Raw genomic sequence first — 17,460 nt, 5'->3', positions numbered from 1 at the left:
TCCACCCGGGTGGAGGTTCAAGTGGATGTGACGCACGCCACAGCGGAGGCGCTGGGGATCGGCGACCTGGCGGCCGTGACCGGCGTGCCCGTCCGGACGATCCGGTTCTACTGCGACGAGGGCCTCCTCGAACCGGCGCGCAGCGCGGGCGGGCACCGGCGGTTCGGGCCCGCCGCCGTGGAGCGGCTCCGGCTCGTCCGGCGGCTGCGGGGCCTCGGCCTGGGGCTGCCCGCGATCGCGTCCGTGCTGCGCGGGGAGCGGTCGGTCGGCGACGCGGCCGCCGCCGAGCGGGCCGCGATGGACGTCGAGCTGGCCGCGCTCGCCTGGCGCCGCGCGGCGCTGCGCGCGGTCGAGGAGGCGGGCCCGGCCGAGCGGGCCGCGCGGCTGGAACTGCTGGCCGCCGTCGAGGACGGCCCCGCCGCCCGGGACGTCCTCGCGGGGTTCTGGCGGCGGCTCGTGCTGGCGCCGGTCTCGCCCGAGATCGAGTTCTCGTTCGTGGACATGAGCGTCCCGCCGCCGCCCGAGGTCCCGACGCCGGGGCAGGTGCTCGCCTACGCCGAGATGGTCGCGCTGGTCGGGGACCGCTCGCTGCTCCGCCGGATGCTCGCGCGCGGGCGCGCCAACGCCGCGGAGGTCCGGGACGAGCGGACGCTGCTGAGCGGCATGTCGGCGGCGGTCCGGTTGGCGCTGCCGAAGGTCGCCGCCGGGGAGGAGCCGCGCCCCGGCCCCGAACTGGACGTCTACGTGGACGCGCACGCGTTCGCGCGCGGCGAGCGCGACACCCCGGAGTTCCGTCGCGCGCTGTTCGCCGGCACCTCCGTGGACGCCGATCCCCGCATGCGCCGGTACTGGACGCTCTACGGCGCGGTCACGGGCGAGCGCGTCAACGGCGGCGGCGCGCACATCTGGCTGGTCGACTCCCTCGCCCGCGCGGTCGCCTGACCGCCGGGGGCACAGGGGTCTGACCGGGTGGAATAGCGTGGGTGATGATGCGGTTCCGGTAGGTCGATTGAAGTTTCTACTACCTTGGAGGCCGGCATGCAGTTCGGGATCTTCTCGGTCGGCGACGTCACCCCGGACCCGACGACCGGGCGCGCGCCGTCCGAGGCGGAGCGGATCAAGGCCATGGTCGCGATCGCGGAGCGGGCCGAGCAGGCCGGGCTGGACGTGTTCGCCACCGGCGAACACCACAACCCGCCGTTCGTGCCGTCCTCGCCGACGACCATGCTCGGCTACATCGCGGCCCGGACCGAGCGGCTGATCCTGTCCACCGCGACCACGCTGATCACCACCAACGACCCGGTGAAGATCGCCGAGGACTTCGCGATGCTCCAGCACCTGGCCGACGGCCGGGTCGACCTGATGATGGGACGCGGCAACACCGGCCCCGTCTATCCGTGGTTCGGCAAGGACATCCGGGACGGCATCGCGCTCGCCATCGAGAACTACAACCTCCTCCACCGGCTCTGGCGCGAGGACGTCGTCGACTGGCAGGGCGAGCACCGCACCCCGCTCCAGGCGTTCACCTCGACGCCGCGCCCGCTGGACGGCGTGCCGCCCTTCGTCTGGCACGGCTCGATCCGCAGCCCCGAGATCGCCGAGCAGGCCGCCTACTACGGCGACGGCTTCTTCGCCAACCACATCTTCTGGCCGAAGGAGCACTTCCAGCGCCTCATCGCGCTCTACCGGCGCCGCTACGAGCACTACGGGCACGGCGCCGCCGACCAGGCGATCGTGGGCCTGGGCGGGCAGGTGTTCATGCGGCGCAACTCGCAGGACGCCGTCCGGGAGTTCCGCCCCTACTTCGACAACGCGCCGGTGTACGGGCACGGGCCCTCGCTGGAGGAGTTCACCGCCGAGACGCCGCTGACGGTGGGCAGCCCGGAGCAGGTGATCGAGAAGACGCTGACGTTCCGCGACTACTTCGGCGACTACCAGCGGCAGCTCTTCCTGATCGACCACGCGGGCCTGCCGCTGAAGACCGTCCTGGAGCAGGTCGACATGCTGGGCGAGGAGGTCGTTCCGGTGCTGCGCAAGGAGTTCGAGGCGCTGCGTCCGGCGCACGTCCCGGCGACCGCGCCGACGCACGCGTCCCTGGCCGCCGCGAAGCGGACCGGTGAGGAGGTCGTCCGATGAGCGGGCTCGCCGTCGTCTCCGCCGGGCTCGGGCAGCCCTCGTCCACCCGCCTGCTCGCCGACCGGCTCGCCGCCGCGACCACCGCCGCGCTCGGCCGCGACCTCCCCGTCGAGCACGTCGAGCTGCGCGACCACGCGCACGCGATCGTCGACGCGGCGCTCACCGGCTTCCCGTCGGGGCCGTTCCGCGCCGCCGTCGAGGCCGTGACCGGCGCGGACGGCCTGATCGCCGTCACGCCCGTCTTCAACGCCACCTACAGCGGCCTGTTCAAGACGTTCTTCGACGTCCTCGAACCGGGCGCGCTGGAGGGGAGGCCGGTGCTGCTCGGCGCGACCGGCGGCACCGCGCGGCACTCGCTCGCGATCGACCACGCGATGCGCCCGCTGTTCGCCTACCTGCGGGCCGCGCCCGTCCCGACCGCCGTGTACGCGGCGCCCGAGGACTGGGGCGCGGGCGCCGCCCAGAGCGACCTCGCCGACCGGATCGCCCGCGCGGGCGCGGAGCTGGCCGCCCTGATCGAGGCGCGTCCCGCCGCCGCCAAGAGCGACCCCTACGAGGACCCGGTCCCCTTCGCGGAACTGCTGGCGGGCGGGGGCTAGAGGTCCACGGTGAGGCCCAGGCCGCGTGCCGGGCCTCGCGATGGACGACCGAGGCCGCCGCGACGTCCAGGGCCCGCGTGCCCGGTGGCGGCCGCGGCGGGGGAGCGGAGCGGCACCTTTCCGTTCGTCCCCGGCCTGCGCGGCGTCGACCGGTTCCGCGAGCTCGCGCGGCTGCCGGCGGGGCCGCACCTCCCGCCGGATCGAGAAGATCCCCGGCCTGAGGTTCCACGCCTACGCGATGGCCGTCCGGGGCCTCCTAATTTCAGACGTGACTTATATAAGCAGACGCTGTACCTTGGTCGCCGTGCACGCCTTCGATGTGCTGGGCGACCCGGTCAGGCGCCGGATCCTGGAGGTGCTCGCGGACGGCGAGCGCTCCTCGGGCGAGGTGTCGGCGGTCATCCAGGAGGAGTTCGGGATCTCGCAGCCCGCCGTGTCGCAGCACCTGCGGGTGCTGCGCGAGGCGGGGTTCGCGGTGGTGCGCGCCGAGGGCACGCGCCGCCTCTACGCGGTCGACGCGGCGCCGCTGCGGGAGGTCGACGCCTGGCTCGACCGCTTCCGCCGGTACTGGGCCCCGCGCCTGGACGCGCTCGGGACCGAACTGGCCCGGGGCAGGCGCGCGCGACGACCACCAGGGAGCGAATGATGATCGAAGTGACCGAGCAGATCAACGCCGTTCGGCGCCGGGTCGGCGACCGGGTGCTGGAGGCGGGCACCGCCCGCACCGCCACGATCAGCCAGAGCTACGACGCCGCGGTCGAGGAGGTGTGGGACGCCTGCACCAACGCCGAGCGCATCCCGCGCTGGTTCCTGCCCGTCTCGGGCGAGCTGCGGCTCGGCGGCCACTACCAGCTCGACGGCAACGCGGGCGGGACGATCGAGCGCTGCGACCCGCCCAAGGGGTTCGCCGCGACCTGGGAGTTCGGCGGCCAGGTGAGCTGGATCGAGGTGCGGCTGGCGCCCGAGCCGGGCGGCCGGACGCGGTTCGAGCTGGAGCACATCGCCCACGTCGACGACCGCTGGGAGGAGTTCGGCCCCGGCGCCGTCGGCATCGGCTGGGACCTCAGCGTCCTCGGCCTGGCGCTGCACCTGGCGTCGGGCGGGGCCCCGCTCCCGATCGGGACGGACTGGCCCGGAACCGCCGAGGGCAAGGAGTTCATGCGGCTCAGCGGGGCCGCGTGGGGCGAGGCCCACGCGGCCGCCGACGGCGACGCCGCGCTCGCCCGCGCCTGCGCGGAGCGCACGATCGCCGCCTACATGGGCTGACGCGGGCGGTCAGTCCTCTTCGAGGTCGCCCTCGACTTCGAGGTAGAGGCGCTTGAGGGCGTCCAGGGTGTCCTGGTCGGGGTGCTCCCACATGCCCCGGTCGGCCGCCTCCAGCAGGCGCTCGGTGATGCCGTGCAGGGCCCACGGGTTGGACTCGTTGAAGAACCTCTGGTTCTCCTCGTCCAGCGCGTAGGTGTGCGCGAGCTTCTCATACATCCAGTCGGCGACGACCCCGGCGGTCGCGTCGTAGCCGAACAGGTAGTCGACGGTCGCGGCCAGCTCGAACGCGCCCTTGTAGCCGTGCCGGCGCATCGCCGCCAGCCAGCGCGGGTTGACGACGCGGGCGCGGAACACCCGGGACGTCTCCTCGTCCAGCGTGCGGGTGCGGACGGCGTCGGGTCGGGTGCTGTCGCCGATGTAGGCCCTCGGCGCCTTGCCGGTGAGCGCCCGCACGGTCGCGATCATGCCGCCGTGGTACTGGAAGTAGTCGTCGGAGTCGGCGATGTCGTGCTCGCGCGTGTCGGTGTTCTTGGCCGCCACGCTGATCCGCCGGTAGGCGTTCTCCATGTCGCCGCGCGCGGGCACGCCGTCGAGGCCGCGGCCGTAGGCGTAGCCGCCCCACACCGCGTACACCTCCGCGAGGTCGGAGTCGTCGCGCCAGTTGCGGCTGTCGATCAGCGGGAGGATCCCCGCCCCGTACGCGCCGGGCCGCGACCCGAACACCCGCAGGGTCGCGCGCCGCTCGTCGCCGTGCGCCTCCCGGTCGGCGCGGACGTGGGCGCGGACGTGGTTGTCCTCGTCGGGCTCGTCCAGGCCCGCCGCGAGCCGGACGGCATCATCGAGCATGGTCACCGCGTGCGGGAACGCGTCGCGGAAGAACCCGCTGATCCGGATCGTGACATCGACGCGCGGGCGGCCCAGCTCCTCCAGCGGGACGGGCTCCAGGCCGGTCACGCGGCGGGACGCCTCGTCCCACACCGGCCGGACGCCGAGCAGCGCGAGCACCTCGGCGATGTCGTCGCCGGAGGTGCGCATCGCGCTGGTGCCCCACACCGACAGGCCGACCGAGCGCGGCCACTCGCCGGTGTCCTCGCGGTAGCGGGCGAGCAGCGAGTCGGCCATCGCGCGGCCGGTCTCGTAGGCGAGGCGGCTCGGGACGGCCTTCGGGTCGACCGAGTAGAAGTTCCGCCCCGTCGGCAGGACGTTGACGAGCCCGCGCAGCGGCGAGCCGCTCGGCCCGGCCGGGACGTAGCCGCCCTCCAGCGCGTGCAGCACGTTCCCGATCTCGTCGGCCGTGCGGGCGAGCCGGGGCACGATCTCGGACGCGGCGAACCGCAGGATCTCCGCGACCTGCCCGTCCGCGAGCTCCCCGGCCGCCGACGGGTCCCAGCCGCGTTCCTCCATCGCGGCGACCAGCGCCCGCGCCCGCTCCTCGATGGCGTCGACGTCCTGCCGGACCGTGCTGTCCACGTCCAGCCCGAGGGCCTCGCGCAGGCCGGGCAGCGACACCGACCCGCCCCACATCTGCCGGGCCCGCAGCATCGCCAGCACCAGGTCGACGCGCGTGTCGCCCTCGGGCGCGGCGCCGAGCACGTGCAGCCCGTCGCGGATCTGGACGTCCTTCACCTCGCACAGCCAGCCGTCCACGTGCAGGAGGAAGTCGTCGAACTCCGCGTCGTGCGGGCGGTCGTCCAGGCCGAGGTCGTGGTCGAGCCGCGCCGCCTGGATCAGCGTCCAGATCTGCGCGCGGATCGCCGGGAGCTTCGCCGGGTCCAGCGCGGCGATGTTGGCGTGCTCGTCCAGGAGCTGTTCGAGCCGGGCGATGTCGCCGTAGCTCTCCGCGCGCGCCATCGGCGGGATCAAATGGTCGACCAGCGTCGCGTGCGCGCGCCGCTTGGCCTGCGTCCCCTCGCCGGGGTCGTTCACGAGGAACGGGTAGATCAGTGGCAGGTCGCCGATCGCCGCGTCCGGGCCGCACGAGGCCGACATCCCGGCGGACTTGCCGGGCAGCCACTCCAGGTTGCCGTGCTTGCCGACGTGGACGACCGCGTGCGCGCCGAACTCGTCGGCGATCCACCGGTAGGCGGCCAGGTAGTGGTGGCTGGGCGGCAGGTCCGGGTCGTGGTAGATCGCGACCGGGTTCTCGCCGAACCCGCGCGGCGGCTGGACGATCAGCACCACGTTCCCCGACCGCAGCGCCGCGAGCACGATCTCCGGTTCGCCGCCCGAGTCGTCGACGAACAGCTCGCCGGGCGGCGGGCCCCACTGCCGTTCGACACCCGCGCGCAGATCCTCCGGGAGCGTCGCGTACCAGGCCGTGTACCTGCCCGCCGGGATGCGGACGGGGTTGCCGGTGAGCTGCGCCTCGGTCAGCCAGTCGGGGTCCTGCCCGCCCGCCGCGATCAGCGCGTGCATGAGCGCGTCGCCCTCGCCGGGCAGGTCGTCGCCGACGTCGTAGCCGCGCCCGCGCATCGCGTCGAGCAGCGCGACGACGCTGGCGGGCGTGTCCAGCCCGACCGCGTTGCCGATGCGCGCGTGCTTGGTCGGGTAGGCCGACAGCATCAGCGCGACCCGCTTCTCCCCGGCCGGGACGTGCCGCAGCGCCGCGTGCCGGACGGCGATCCCCGCGACCCGCGCCGCGCGCTCGGGGTCGGCGACGTAGACGCTGAGCCCGTCCTCGTCGGTCTCCTTGAACGAGAACGGGACCGTGATGATCCGCCCGTCGAACTCGGGCACGGCGACCTGCGTGGCCGTGTCCAGCGGGGACAGCCCGTCGTCGCTCTCCTGCCACGCGGTCCGCTCCCCGGTGAGGCACAGCCCTTGCAGGATCGGCACGTCCAGACCGGCGAGCGCCCCCACGTCCCACGCCTCGTCGTCGCCGCCCGCGCCCGCCGTGGCCGGCCGCGTCCCGCCCGCCGCGAGGACGGTGACGACGAGCGCGTCGGCGCGTCCGAGGGTCTCCAGCAGGTCGGCCTCGGCCGTCCGCAGCGACGCGCAGAACACCGGGAGGGCCCGCCCGCCCGCGTCCTCGATCGCCTCGCACAGCGCCTCGACGAACGCGGTGTTCCCCGCGAGATGGTGGGCGCGGTAGTACAGGACGCCGACGACGGGGGCACCGTCCCGCCCGGCGCTTTCGCGTTCCAGCACACCCCAGGTGGGCGTCGCGGTGGGCGGGCCGAAACCGAACCCCGTCAGCAGGACGGTGTCGGAGAGGAACCGGAACAGCTCCGCGAGGTTCCCGGGCCCGCCGTAGGCGAGGTAGGCGTGCGCCTCCGCGCTGACGCCCGCCGGGACGGTCGACAGCCCCATCAGCTCGGCGTCGGGGGACTGCTCCCCGCTCAGCACCACCACCGGGCGCGGCCCGGCGAGCAGCGCGTCGAGCCCCTCCTCCCAGGCGCGCCGCCCCCCGAGGAGCCGCACGACGACGAGGTCGACGCCCTCGACGAGGCCCGGGAGGTCGTCCACCCCGGTGCGCGCCGGGTTGGCGAGCCGGAAGTCCGCGCCACTGGCACGCGCACTGAGCAGGTCGGTGTCCGAGGTGGACAGCAGCAAGATCACGGCGGATCGCGTCCTCACCCGGGGTCCTCGCCCCGAATCGCAGGCTGAAACGGCGGCGACCGGAGTCTCCTGGCTCCCGGATCGGCGCTCGCCCCGGCCTTCCCGCTCGCACGGTGGCCTTCGCTGGGGTCCGCTCCCCGGTGACAGTGGCGGGACCGCGCCGGATTCGCACCGGCTTCCTCCACACGTCGCCAGGCTCACCTTAACCCGTCGCGGGACGAGTACGGCGAACGAGCACGGCGCACCGCCCGGAAACGGCATGATCATCGGATGATGGAGATCCAGGAAAGGGAACCGGCGTCCTGGCGGTTACGCCGCTGGGCGGCCCCGGTCGTGCTGGCCGTGCTGGTCGCCGCGTCCATCGCCGTGACGGGGCTGCTGGTGGATGACACACCCGCCCAGAAGTCGGATTCGACGGCGTACCGCACGCCTCGTTTCGAGGTCACGGTCGGGCATGACGCCGGGGGTGAGCCCGGGGTGTGGTTCCAGGTGCATCGGCCTGGGCGCTACTGGCCGGGGTTCGTCGACGCGGTCGAGCCGCCCCCTGCTGTGGGCGAGGCGCGGGAGATCCGAGCTGGGCCGGGTGGGACGTTCCTCGTCGCCTCGTCCCGCGCCGAGCCGTGCGAGTCGCGGCTTCACCGGTTCCGGCTCACCGGCGACGGGCATGTGACCGGTCTCGCGCCGGTGGCGGGAGACGCCGTCCCGGGGCTCCTCGCCGGCCTGGCGATAAGCCCGGACGGACGCCGCGCCGCCTTCGCCACGGCGCCTTGCGAAGGCGGGTTGAGACCGGCGTCCCGGCCGCGCGCCGTGTTGACCGTCGTGGATCTCGGCAGTGGGCGGCGGCGCGGCTGGGACGCGCCCGAGGGGTCGATCATCGGCGAGATCGTGTGGGCCCGCGACAGCCGGACGGTCGGCTACACGCTGGGCGATGTCCCGGCGGGGACGATCCGGAACCTCGTCGTCCGCGCGCTCGACACCGGCGACGCGGGAACCGATCTGCGGGGCGGCCGCGTCCTGTTCCGTCCGCCCGCCGACGCGGGGCGGATCAGCTTCGTCATGATGGCCCCGGACGGGCGCACCGGCTACGGCCTCGCCCACAAGGCCGACCGGACGACCCAGACCACCATCCTCTTCGGCTTCACCGAGGGTGAGCCGATGCGCGTCACCGAGACGTGGCAGTCCAAGCCGAACGTGGGGATCGGGGTCGCCGTTACGGGGGACGACACGGCGCGCTACGCCTGTCTGAACGGCATCGACGCCTTCGGCCGGGCGCCTGAAGGGGTGTACTCGGCGCAGGACAGGCTCGGCCTCTGCCGGGCCGCCCTAGTCTACTGATCATGGACGTGGAGCCGGGGTTCTGGTGGGTGCGGCGGTGGGCGGCGCCGGTCGTGCTGGCCGTGCTGGTCGCCGCGTCTGTCGGCGGGGTGGCGCTTCGGGTGGAGCGTGGCTCGTACGGCGGTGAGCGGGCGCCGTTGTTCATGGTGACCGTGGGCCGGGTCAACGTGGAGTCGGCGGTTCGCGGCTCCGGTCCGTGGGTCCGGGTGGACGCGTTCACGGCCGATCACCGCACGCGGGTGGCCGACGTCGAGCGGCCGCCTCCGTCCACCGGTGCGGCGAGGGAGATCATCGCGGGGCCGGGAGGAGCGTTCGTCGCGGCCTCGTCATCGGGGTGCGAGACGCGCCTGCACCGCTTCCGGTTGACCCGCGCCGGGCACGTGACCGGGCTCGAACCGGTGCGGGGCGGCGCGGTTCCGGGCCTGGTGGCGGGTCTCGCGATGAGTCCCGACGGGCGCCGTCTCGCCTTCGCCTCCGCCGCGTGCGGCGCGAGGCCGCGGCCGGCGGATCCGCCGCGATCGGCGCTCACCGTGCTCGACCTCGGTTCGGGGCGGCGCCGCACGTGGGGCGCGTCCGGCGGGACGGTGCTCGGTGAGATCATCTGGGCGGCCGACAGCCGTACCGTCGGGTACACCCTCGGTGACGTGGGCGGGAAGCGGGAGGAAGCGCGCTACGGGCAGGTCGGGACCGTCATCGAGCACGCCACCGTCCGGGCGCTCGACACCGGCGCCGGCGGGGCCGACCTGCGGGCAGGGCGCGTCCTGTTCCGCGCGCCGGACGGGTCGAGGCTGACCGGCGCCGTCATGCGGCCGGACGGGCGGACCGGCGACGGCACGATGAGGCGGGGCGCGCCGCCCGCGACCGCCCACTTCACCTTCGCCGAGGGCAGGGGCATGCGCGTCACCTGGACGGAGTCGCCGGAGAGGGGTTTCACTTTGACCTTCCGCTCCGCCCTCCGCGACCCGCCCCCGCACGCCTGTCTCGGCGGCGTCGACCCGTTCGGCCGGGTGGTCGACGGGCTCTACTTGGCGGACTGGGGCGCTCCCCTGTCGTGCGCCTCCGCGTCGTCCGCCCAGCACTGAGGGGGGCGGCGGTGATGCGGGGTTAGGATCCGGGCATGCGGTCAGGGGCGGACGGGTGTCCGGGGGCTCTGCGGGTACATGCCGCCGCCGACGGAGGGCTCGCGCGGGTCCGGTTGCCCGGCGGGGCGGTGAGCGGGGCGCGGCTCGCCGTGCTCGCGGACGCCGCCGCCGATCTCGGGGACGGGTTCCTTGAGCTGACCTCGCGGGCGAACGTGCAGATCAGAGGGCTCGCGGACGGGGCGGAACGCGACCTCGCGGCGCGGCTGCGCGCGGCGGGGCTGCTGCCGTCCGCGACGCACGAGCGGGTCCGCAACATCGCCGCGAGCGTGCTCACCGGACGGGACGGCGCCGGGCTGCTCGACGTCCGCCCCCTCGTCGCGGAGCTGGACGCCGGGCTGTGCGCCGATCCCGCGCTGGCGGAGCTGTCCGGGCGGTTCCTGTTCACGCTCGACGACGGCCGCGGCGACGTGGTCGCGATGCGCGGCGACGTCGGCCTCTACGCGCTCGGCCCGGACCGGCTGGCGCTCGTCCTGGCCGGTGCCGACAGCGGTCTCCGGGTCCGCCCCGAGGACGCGGTCGGGCTCGTGCTGGACGCGGCGCGCGCGTTCCTGCGCGTCCGGACGCAGGAGTGGCGGGTGGCCGAGCTGCCCGGCGGCCTGCCGCTGCCCGGCGGGCGCGAGGAGCCCGTGCCGGTTCCGGCGGTGCCGCGACGGACGCCGCTCGGCGAGATCCCCCAGCGGGACGGGCGGAGGGCGTTCTCCGGCCTCGTCCCGCTCGGACGGCTCGACCCCGCGCCGCTCCGGGGCGTCGAGGAGATCATTGTCACGCCGTGGCGGGGGGTCGTGCTTCCGGACCTTCCGGACATGCCAGACTTCCCTGGCCTGGTCACCGCGCCGGAGTGGGAGGGGCTGACCTCCTGCGCCGGGCGGCCGGGCTGCGCCAGGTCGCTGACCGACGTCCGCGCCGACGCGGCCCGCGCCCGCCGTGCACAGGGCGGCCTGCCCGTCCACTGGTCGGGCTGCGAGCGGCAGTGCGGGCGACCGGCCGACCGGCATGTGGCGGTCGTGGCGGGGCCGGGCGGGTACGAGGTGCGGCTGGGCGACGCGGTGCGGGCACGGCCGGAGGATCTGGCGGCGACGGCGGCGGCCGTCGCCGCGACACGGAGGAGCGAGTGATCGACTACGTCCGCGACGGAGCGGAGATCTACCGGCGGTCGTTCGCGACCATCAGGGCGGAGGCGGACCTCGCGGGGCTGCCCGCCGACGTCGCCCGGGTCGCCGTCCGGATGATCCACGCGTGCGGGATGACGGACCTGGTGGACGACCTGGACCACGCGCCCGGCGTCGTCGCGGCGGCGCGCGCCGCGCTGCTGGACGGGCGGCCCGTCCTGTGCGACGCGATGATGGTGGCCGCGGGGGTGACGCGCAGGCGGCTGCCGAAGGACAATGACGTCGTCTGCACGCTCGGCGACCCGCGTGTCCCCGGACTGGCGCGCGAGCTGGGCACCACCCGCAGCGCCGCCGCGCTGGAGCTGTGGCGCGACCGCCTCGCCGGGTCGGTGGTGGCGGTCGGCAACGCGCCGACGGCGCTGTTCCGGCTGCTGGAGATGGTCCGGGACGGGGCGGGCGTCCCGGCGGCGGTGCTCGGGATCCCGGTCGGGTTCATCGGCGCGGCGGAGTCGAAGGAGGCGCTGGCCGCGTCGGGTCTGCCCTACCTGGTCGTGCGCGGGAGGCGGGGCGGCAGCGCCATGACCGCCGCCGCGGTCAACGCCATCGCCAGCGAGGAAGAGTGATGACCGGACACCTGTACGGGGTCGGGCTCGGCCCCGGCGACCCCGAGCTGATCACGCTGAAGGCGGCCCGGCTCATCGGCGCCGCGGACGTGGTCGCCTACCACTCGGCACGGCACGGGCGCAGCATCGCCCGGTCCATCGCGCGCGAGCACCTGCGGGAGGGGCAGATCGAGGAGGCGCTGGTCTACCCGGTCACGACCGAGGCGACCGGCGACTACCGGGGGGTGCTGGAGGAGTTCTACGCGCGGTGCGCGGAGCGGCTGGCCGAGCACCTGGACGCCGGACGCGACGTCGTGGTGCTCTGCGAGGGCGACCCGTTCTTCTACGGCTCCTACATGCACCTGCACAAGCGGCTCGACGGGCGCTATCCGACGACGGTGGTGCCGGGCGTGACGTCGGTGAGCGGCGCGTCCGCCGAGCTGGGGCGGCCGCTGGTGGAGCGCGACGAGGTGCTGACCGTCCTGCCGGGGACGCTGCCGCCGGACGTGCTGGCCGAACGCCTCGCCGCGACCGACTCCGCCGCGATCCTCAAGCTCGGGCGGACGTTCGGCAACGTCCGGCAGGCCCTCGACCGGGCGGGGCGCCTGAACGACGCCTGGTACGTCGAGCGCGCCACGACCGAGGAGCAGCGCGCGCTGCCGCTCGCGGACGTGGACCCGGCCACCGTCCCCTACTTCTCCGTCGCGGTGCTGCCGAGCCGCGTCCACGAGCAGACGCGCCGCAGCCTGCCCGAGCGCGCCGCGCCCCGCACCGGGGAGGTCGCGGTCGTCGGCCTCGGCCCGGCCGGGCGCGGGTGGCTGACGCCCGAGGCGCAGGACGTCCTCGCCGCCGCCGACGACCTGGTCGGCTACGCCCCCTACCTGGCGCGCGTGCCCGCCAACCCCCGGCAGGCCCGGCACGCCTCCGACAACCGGGTGGAGGAGGAGCGCGCGGAGTTCGCGCTGGCGCTGGCCGAGCGCGGGCGGCGGGTCGCGGTCGTCTCCTCCGGCGACCCGGGCGTGTTCGCGATGGCCGCCGCCGTGCTGGAGGTGGCGGCGGGGGAGCGGTGGCGGGACGTCCCGGTGCGGGTGCTGCCCGGCCTGACCGCCGCGAACGCGGTCGCGTCCCGGGTCGGCGCGCCGCTCGGGCACGACTACTGCGTGCTGTCGCTGTCGGACCGGCTCAAGCCGTGGGACGTCATCGAGGCGCGGCTGTCGGCCGCCGCCGCGGCCGACCTCGTCATCGCGATCTACAACCCGGCGTCGCGGACCCGGACCGCGCAGGTCGCCAAGGCCCGCGACGTCCTGCTCGCGCACCGCTCCCCGGACACCCCGGTCGTCATCGGACGCGACGTCGGCGGCCCCGAGGAGAGCGTCCGGGTGATCCGGCTCGACGACCTCGGCGCGGACGGCGTCGACATGCGCTGCCTGCTGCTCGTCGGCTCGTCCAAGACGCGGTGGGCCGAGCGCGGGGACGGCCCGGCCGTCTACACCCCGCGCCGCTACCCGTGACCGGCCAGCCAGTCGACCGCCTCCTCGACCGACCCGGCGACGGGGACGCCCTCGGGCGCGGGCGGGCGGTCGACCATCACGACCGGCAGCCCGAGCGTCCGCGCGGCGGTGAGCTTGGCCGCCGTCATCGCGCCGCCGCTGTCCTTGGTGACGAGCGTGTCGACGGCGTGGCCGCGCATCAGCTCCAGTTCGTCCTCCACGGTGAACGGCCCCCGGGCGAGGACGGTCTCCATCCGCGGCGGCACCGGCGGTTCGGGCGGGTCGACCGAGCGCACGAGGAACCAGCGGCGCGCGTCCCCGGCGAACGCGGCGAGGTTCTTGCGGCCGGTCGTCAGGAACACCCGCTCGCCGGGCAGGTTCGCGGCGGCGGCCCGCAGCGAGGGGACGCGCCGCCAGTCGTCGCCCTCCCGCGGCGTCCAGCCGGGGCGGCGCAGCACCAGCAGCGGGACGCCCGTGCGCCCGGCCGCCACCACGGCGGACGCGGTCATCAGCGCCGCGAACGGGTGCGTCGCGTCGATGACCGCGTCGACGCGCTCGGCGCGCAGCCAGGCCGTGAGGCCGTCCGGCCCGCCGAAGCCGCCGACGCGGACGCGTCCCGGCGGCGGCTCGGGCGCGGCGGTGCGCCCCGCCAGGGAGCTGATCACCTCGCGGGACGGGTCGGCCGCCAGCCGCCCGGCCAGCGCGCGGGCCTCGCCGGTGCCGCCCAGCAGCAGTACACGCATGGTCACGAGGGCATGGTAGAGGCGTGAGCGGCCCGGGAGCGGGAGGGTTGCGGCACGGGTGGACGACCGGCGCCTGCGCGACGGCCGCGACCAAGGCCGCGCACGCCGCGCTGCTCACCGGCGAGTTCCCCGACCCGGTCGAGATCACGCTGCCGCGCGGGCAGCGCCCCGCGTTCGCCCTCGCCGTGGAGGAGCTCGGCGACGGGTACGCGACCGCAGGCATCGTCAAGGACGCCGGAGACGACCCGGACGTCACGCACGGCGCGCTGGTCCGCTCGACCGTCCGCCCCGGCGCGCCCGGCACCGGCGTGGTGTTCCGCGCGGGCCCCGGCGTCGGCACCGTCACCCGTCCCGGCCTGCCGCTGGAGGTGGGGGAGCCCGCGATCAACCCGGTGCCCCGGGCGATGATGCGCGAGGTCCTCGGCGGCGCCGACGCGATCGTGGAGATCTCCGTGGACGACGGTGCCGAACTGGCCCGCCAGACCTGGAACCCGCGCCTCGGCATCCTCGGGGGGCTGTCGATCCTCGGCACGACGGGCATCGTCGTCCCGTACTCGTGCTCGGCGTGGATCGACAGCATCCGGCGCGGCGTGGACGTCGCGCGCGCCGCCGGGCGCCTCCACGTGGCGGCGGCGACGGGCAGCACGTCGGAGAAGGCCGCCGCCGAACTGCACGGCCTGCCCGAGGACGCGCTGCTCGACATGGGCGACTTCGCGGGCGCCGTGCTGAAGTACCTGCGCCGCCACCCGGTGCCGATGCTGACGGTCGCGGGCGGCGTCGGCAAGCTCGCCAAGCTCGCCGCCGGGCACCTCGACCTGCATTCCAAGCGCTCGCAGGTCGACTTCGCGGTCCTCGCCTCGATGGTCGCCGACCCCGGCACCGCCGAACGCGTCCGGCACGCCAACACCGCCCTCGACGCGCTCCAGATCTGCCAGCGCGCGGGCGTTCCACTGGGCGACCTCGTGGCGGCCCGCGCCCGCGCCACCGCCCTGGACGTCCTGCGCGGAGCCCCCGTCGCGGTCGACGTCATCGTCATCGACCGCGCGGGCACGATCGTCGGCCGCGCCGGCCCCTGACCCTCAGCGGGGGCGGGCCGCCGAGTACAGGTGGCTGCCGGGGAAGTTCTCGGCCGCCAGGACGGCGCCGACGATGATGACGGCCGTGCGCTCGACGCCCGCCTCGCGCACCTGCGCGGCGATGTCGCCGAGGGTGCCGCGCAGGATCACCTCGTCCGGGCGGGACGCGTAGGCGACGACGGCGGCCGGGCACGCGGCGCCGTAGTTCGGCAGCAGCTCCGCCACCACCGCCTCGATCCGCTGGACGGCCAGGTGCAGCACGATCGTGGCGCGGGCGCGGCCCAGCACGGCGAGGTCCTCGCCCGGCGGCATCGGCGTCGCGCGGGCGGAGGTGCGGGTGAGCACGACGGTCTGCGCGACCTCCGGGACCGTCAGCTCCCGGCCCAGCGCGGCGGCCGCGGCGGCGAACGCGGGGACGCCCGGTGTCACGTCGTAGGGGACGCCCGCCGCGTCGAGCCGCCGCATCTGCTCGGCCATCGCGCTGAACACCGACGGGTCGCCCGAGTGCAGCCGCGCCACGTCCTGGCCGCGCGCGTGCGCGGCGACCAGCTCGGCGACGATGTCGTCCAGCACCATGCGGGCGGTGTCGACGCGGCGCGCGTCCGGCGGGCACCACTCCAGCACCTCCACCGGGACGAGGCTCCCCGCGTAGAGGCAGACGGGGGACGCGGCGACCAGGTCGCGCCCGCGCACCGTCATCAGGTCGGCGGCGCCCGGACCGGCGCCGATGAAGTGCACCGTCACCGCGCCACCGCCCTGGTCACCGTCCACTGCGTCACCGGCATCATCGGCCTCCATCCCGTGAACCCGCCGACCGGCGCGGCCCTGCTGATCGCGATCCTGGTCAGCTCGCCGCCCAGGCGCCCGCGCGCCTCGGCGACCACCTGCTCCGACTCCAGCGTGACGGCGTTCACCACCAGGCGCCCGCCCGGACGGAGCGCGGCCCAGCACGCGTCGAGCACGCCGGGCGCGGTGACGCCGCCGCCGACGAAGACCGCGTCCGGGGCGTCCAGGCCGGCCAGCGCGCCCGGCGCCGCGCCGGTCACCACCCGGACGCCCGGGACGCCCAGGGACGCGGCGTTCACCCCGATCCGCTCCGCGCGGTCCGCGTCCCGCTCGATCGCGACGGCGCGGCACGACCGGTGCGCGCGGGCCCATTCGACGGCGATGCTGCCCGCGCCCGCCCCGACGTCCCAGAGCAGCTCGCCGGGCACGGGACCGAGCCGGGCGAGCGTGATCGCGCGGACCTCCCGCTTCGTCAGCTGCCCGTCGTGCTCGTAGGCGTCGTCGGGCAGGCCCGGCACGGCGGACGTGCCCGCGCCTCGGCAGCGGACGGCGACGATGTTGAGCGGGTCCGGGGCGTCGTGGAGGGGGCCGACGCGCTCGTCCGGGGCGCCGAGCCGCTCCAGCAGCGTCAGCTCGCTGCCGCCGAACCCGCGCTCGCGCAGCAGCGCCGCGACCTCGCCGGGCGTCGCCGCGCCCGCCGACAGCACCAGGACGCGTCGCCCCTCCGCCAGCACCGCGCCCAGTACGGCGAGCGGGCGCCCCACCGCGCTGACGACCTCGGTGTCCTCGACCGGCCAGCCGAGCCGCGCGCACGCCAGCGACACCGACGAGGGATGCGGCAGCACCCGCACCGGCCCCAGCAGCCGCACCAGCGCCGACCCGACGCCGTAGAGCATGGGGTCGCCGCTCGCCGCGACCGCGACCCGGCGGTTCCGGTGCGCGGCGAACAGGCCGGGCAGCGCGGGCATCATCGGCGACGGCCACGGGACGCGTTCGGCGGCGAGGTCCGCCGGCAGGAGACCGAGCTGGCGCACGCCCCCCATGACCACCTCGGCGGCGCGGAACGCCTCGCGCGCGGCCCCGGACAGGCCGTCCCAGCCGTCCGCGCCGATCCCGACGACGGTGACGCCGGGGGCCTCAGACATGCCCGAGGATCCGGCCGATCGCGATCTCGATGACGACCCGGCGCGGGTTCGCGCGCGGTGCCCGGTAGCGCTCGGTGTAGCGGCGCTCGGCGTCGGCCACCGACTCCGCGTCGGTCCGCAGGACGGCCCGCCCCTCGATCGTCGCCCAGCGCGCCCCGTCCACCTGGGTCACGGCCGCCGCGGCCCCGTCCGGGCCCGCCGCCGCGACCAGCCGCGCCTTCGCCGAGGTCCCCGAGGTGATCACCCGGACGACCCCGGCGGCGGCGTCCAGCGTGGCCCCGACCGGGACCGCGTGCGGCGTCCCGTCCGGGCGGACGGTGGCGAGCGTGCACAGGTGCCGTTCCCGCCAGAACGCCAGCAGCCGCTCGTCGTCGGCCGCGAGCGCGTGTCGTGTTGTCCCCTGCATGCCCAGCAGGATCCCAGAAGCGGGACCCCTCTCTCACTTCAGGGTCCGGGTGCGCCGCGGCCGCGGC

16 protein-coding genes and 1 riboswitch are annotated in these 17,460 nt (G+C 75.6%); of the genes, 11 read left to right on the top strand and 5 right to left on the bottom strand.

Features of this window, described 5'->3' with window-relative positions; all coding sequences use genetic code 11:
• Positions 1 to 27 precede the first annotated feature (27 nt).
• From GNZ18_RS23815 to GNZ18_RS23795, 5 genes are all read left to right on the top strand, one after another.
• Positions 28 to 942, top strand: coding sequence for a MerR family transcriptional regulator (locus GNZ18_RS23815; protein ID WP_214619947.1), 915 nt, complete (start codon positions 28 to 30; stop codon positions 940 to 942).
• A 96-nt stretch (positions 943 to 1,038) separates the two neighbouring features.
• Positions 1,039 to 2,136 (top strand): LLM class flavin-dependent oxidoreductase, encoded by a 1,098-nt coding sequence (locus GNZ18_RS23810; RefSeq protein ID WP_156218735.1) that lies wholly within the window; start codon positions 1,039 to 1,041, stop codon positions 2,134 to 2,136.
• Entirely contained in the window at positions 2,133 to 2,735 is a 603-nt protein-coding gene (locus tag GNZ18_RS23805) for an FMN reductase (protein WP_156218734.1), read from the top strand. The genes GNZ18_RS23810 and GNZ18_RS23805 overlap by 4 nt, the downstream gene beginning before the upstream one ends.
• A gap of 304 nt (positions 2,736 to 3,039) precedes the next feature.
• Positions 3,040 to 3,381: an ArsR/SmtB family transcription factor gene (locus GNZ18_RS23800; RefSeq protein ID WP_214619944.1), complete on the top strand. Its 342-nt coding sequence runs from the start codon at positions 3,040 to 3,042 to the stop codon at positions 3,379 to 3,381.
• The gene (locus GNZ18_RS23795) at positions 3,381 to 4,001 is read left to right on the top strand and encodes an SRPBCC family protein (RefSeq protein WP_156218732.1); all 621 of its coding nucleotides are present in this window, start codon (positions 3,381 to 3,383) and stop codon (positions 3,999 to 4,001) included. The genes GNZ18_RS23800 and GNZ18_RS23795 overlap by 1 nt, the downstream gene beginning before the upstream one ends.
• Before the next feature lie 9 nt (positions 4,002 to 4,010).
• On the opposite strand, the gene cobN is transcribed toward GNZ18_RS23795, so the two are convergent.
• Positions 4,011 to 7,577, bottom strand: a complete 3,567-nt coding sequence (gene cobN / locus GNZ18_RS23790; protein WP_312874692.1) for a cobaltochelatase subunit CobN — start codon at positions 7,575 to 7,577, stop codon at positions 4,011 to 4,013.
• 45 nt (positions 7,578 to 7,622) lie between these two features.
• Positions 7,623 to 7,740: riboswitch (cobalamin riboswitch) on the bottom strand.
• An 89-nt stretch (positions 7,741 to 7,829) separates the two neighbouring features.
• Between cobN and GNZ18_RS23785 the strand changes: the two genes are divergently transcribed.
• Genes GNZ18_RS23785 through GNZ18_RS23765 form a run of 5 tightly spaced genes read left to right on the top strand, consistent with a single transcriptional unit; the run spans position 7,830 to position 13,258 of the window.
• Positions 7,830 to 8,894 carry a hypothetical protein gene (locus GNZ18_RS23785; protein ID WP_156218731.1) on the top strand — a complete coding sequence of 355 codons (1,065 nt, stop codon included), beginning with the start codon at positions 7,830 to 7,832 and terminating at the stop codon, positions 8,892 to 8,894.
• Between the two features lie 2 nt (positions 8,895 to 8,896).
• Positions 8,897 to 9,976, top strand: coding sequence for a hypothetical protein (locus GNZ18_RS23780; RefSeq protein WP_156218730.1), 1,080 nt, complete (start codon positions 8,897 to 8,899; stop codon positions 9,974 to 9,976).
• Positions 9,977 to 10,011: 35 nt separating this feature from the next.
• Positions 10,012 to 11,151 (top strand): ferredoxin-like domain-containing protein, encoded by a 1,140-nt coding sequence (locus GNZ18_RS23775; protein WP_216651429.1) that lies wholly within the window; start codon positions 10,012 to 10,014, stop codon positions 11,149 to 11,151.
• On the top strand, positions 11,148 to 11,768 hold the full coding sequence (locus tag GNZ18_RS23770; protein ID WP_216651438.1) for a precorrin-8X methylmutase: 621 nt from the start codon (positions 11,148 to 11,150) through the stop codon (positions 11,766 to 11,768). Before GNZ18_RS23775 ends, GNZ18_RS23770 begins: the two co-directional genes overlap by 4 nt.
• Positions 11,768 to 13,258 (top strand): precorrin-2 C(20)-methyltransferase, encoded by a 1,491-nt coding sequence (locus GNZ18_RS23765; protein WP_156218729.1) that lies wholly within the window; start codon positions 11,768 to 11,770, stop codon positions 13,256 to 13,258. Before GNZ18_RS23770 ends, GNZ18_RS23765 begins: the two co-directional genes overlap by 1 nt.
• On the opposite strand, the gene GNZ18_RS23760 is transcribed toward GNZ18_RS23765, so the two are convergent.
• Positions 13,249 to 13,980, bottom strand: coding sequence for a cobalt-precorrin-6A reductase (locus GNZ18_RS23760; protein ID WP_156218854.1), 732 nt, complete (start codon positions 13,978 to 13,980; stop codon positions 13,249 to 13,251). The genes GNZ18_RS23765 and GNZ18_RS23760 overlap by 10 nt on opposite strands.
• Positions 13,981 to 14,003: 23 nt before the next feature.
• Here GNZ18_RS23760 and GNZ18_RS23755 point away from each other — a divergent pair, with 23 nt between their 5' ends.
• The gene (locus GNZ18_RS23755; RefSeq protein WP_312874691.1) at positions 14,004 to 15,056 is read left to right on the top strand and encodes a cobalt-precorrin-5B (C(1))-methyltransferase; all 1,053 of its coding nucleotides are present in this window, start codon (positions 14,004 to 14,006) and stop codon (positions 15,054 to 15,056) included.
• Positions 15,057 to 15,059: 3 nt separating this feature from the next.
• On the opposite strand, the gene cobM is transcribed toward GNZ18_RS23755, so the two are convergent.
• From cobM to GNZ18_RS23740, 3 genes are read right to left on the bottom strand one after another with little or no spacing between them, the layout of a single operon-like run.
• The gene (gene cobM / locus GNZ18_RS23750) at positions 15,060 to 15,800 is read right to left on the bottom strand and encodes a precorrin-4 C(11)-methyltransferase (RefSeq protein ID WP_312874696.1); all 741 of its coding nucleotides are present in this window, start codon (positions 15,798 to 15,800) and stop codon (positions 15,060 to 15,062) included.
• Complete coding sequence (cbiE, locus tag GNZ18_RS23745; protein WP_156218727.1) at positions 15,797 to 16,987, bottom strand: precorrin-6y C5,15-methyltransferase (decarboxylating) subunit CbiE; 1,191 nt, start codon at positions 16,985 to 16,987, stop codon at positions 15,797 to 15,799. Before cbiE ends, cobM begins: the two co-directional genes overlap by 4 nt.
• Positions 16,980 to 17,393, bottom strand: coding sequence for a pyridoxamine 5'-phosphate oxidase family protein (locus GNZ18_RS23740; protein WP_156218726.1), 414 nt, complete (start codon positions 17,391 to 17,393; stop codon positions 16,980 to 16,982). Before GNZ18_RS23740 ends, cbiE begins: the two co-directional genes overlap by 8 nt.
• Positions 17,394 to 17,460: the final 67 nt, after the last annotated feature.

This window comes from Actinomadura litoris, from assembly GCF_009733595.1.
Taxonomy (GTDB): domain Bacteria; phylum Actinomycetota; class Actinomycetes; order Streptosporangiales; family Streptosporangiaceae; genus Spirillospora; species Spirillospora litoris.
This window is presented reverse-complemented; position numbering and strand designations above follow the sequence as displayed.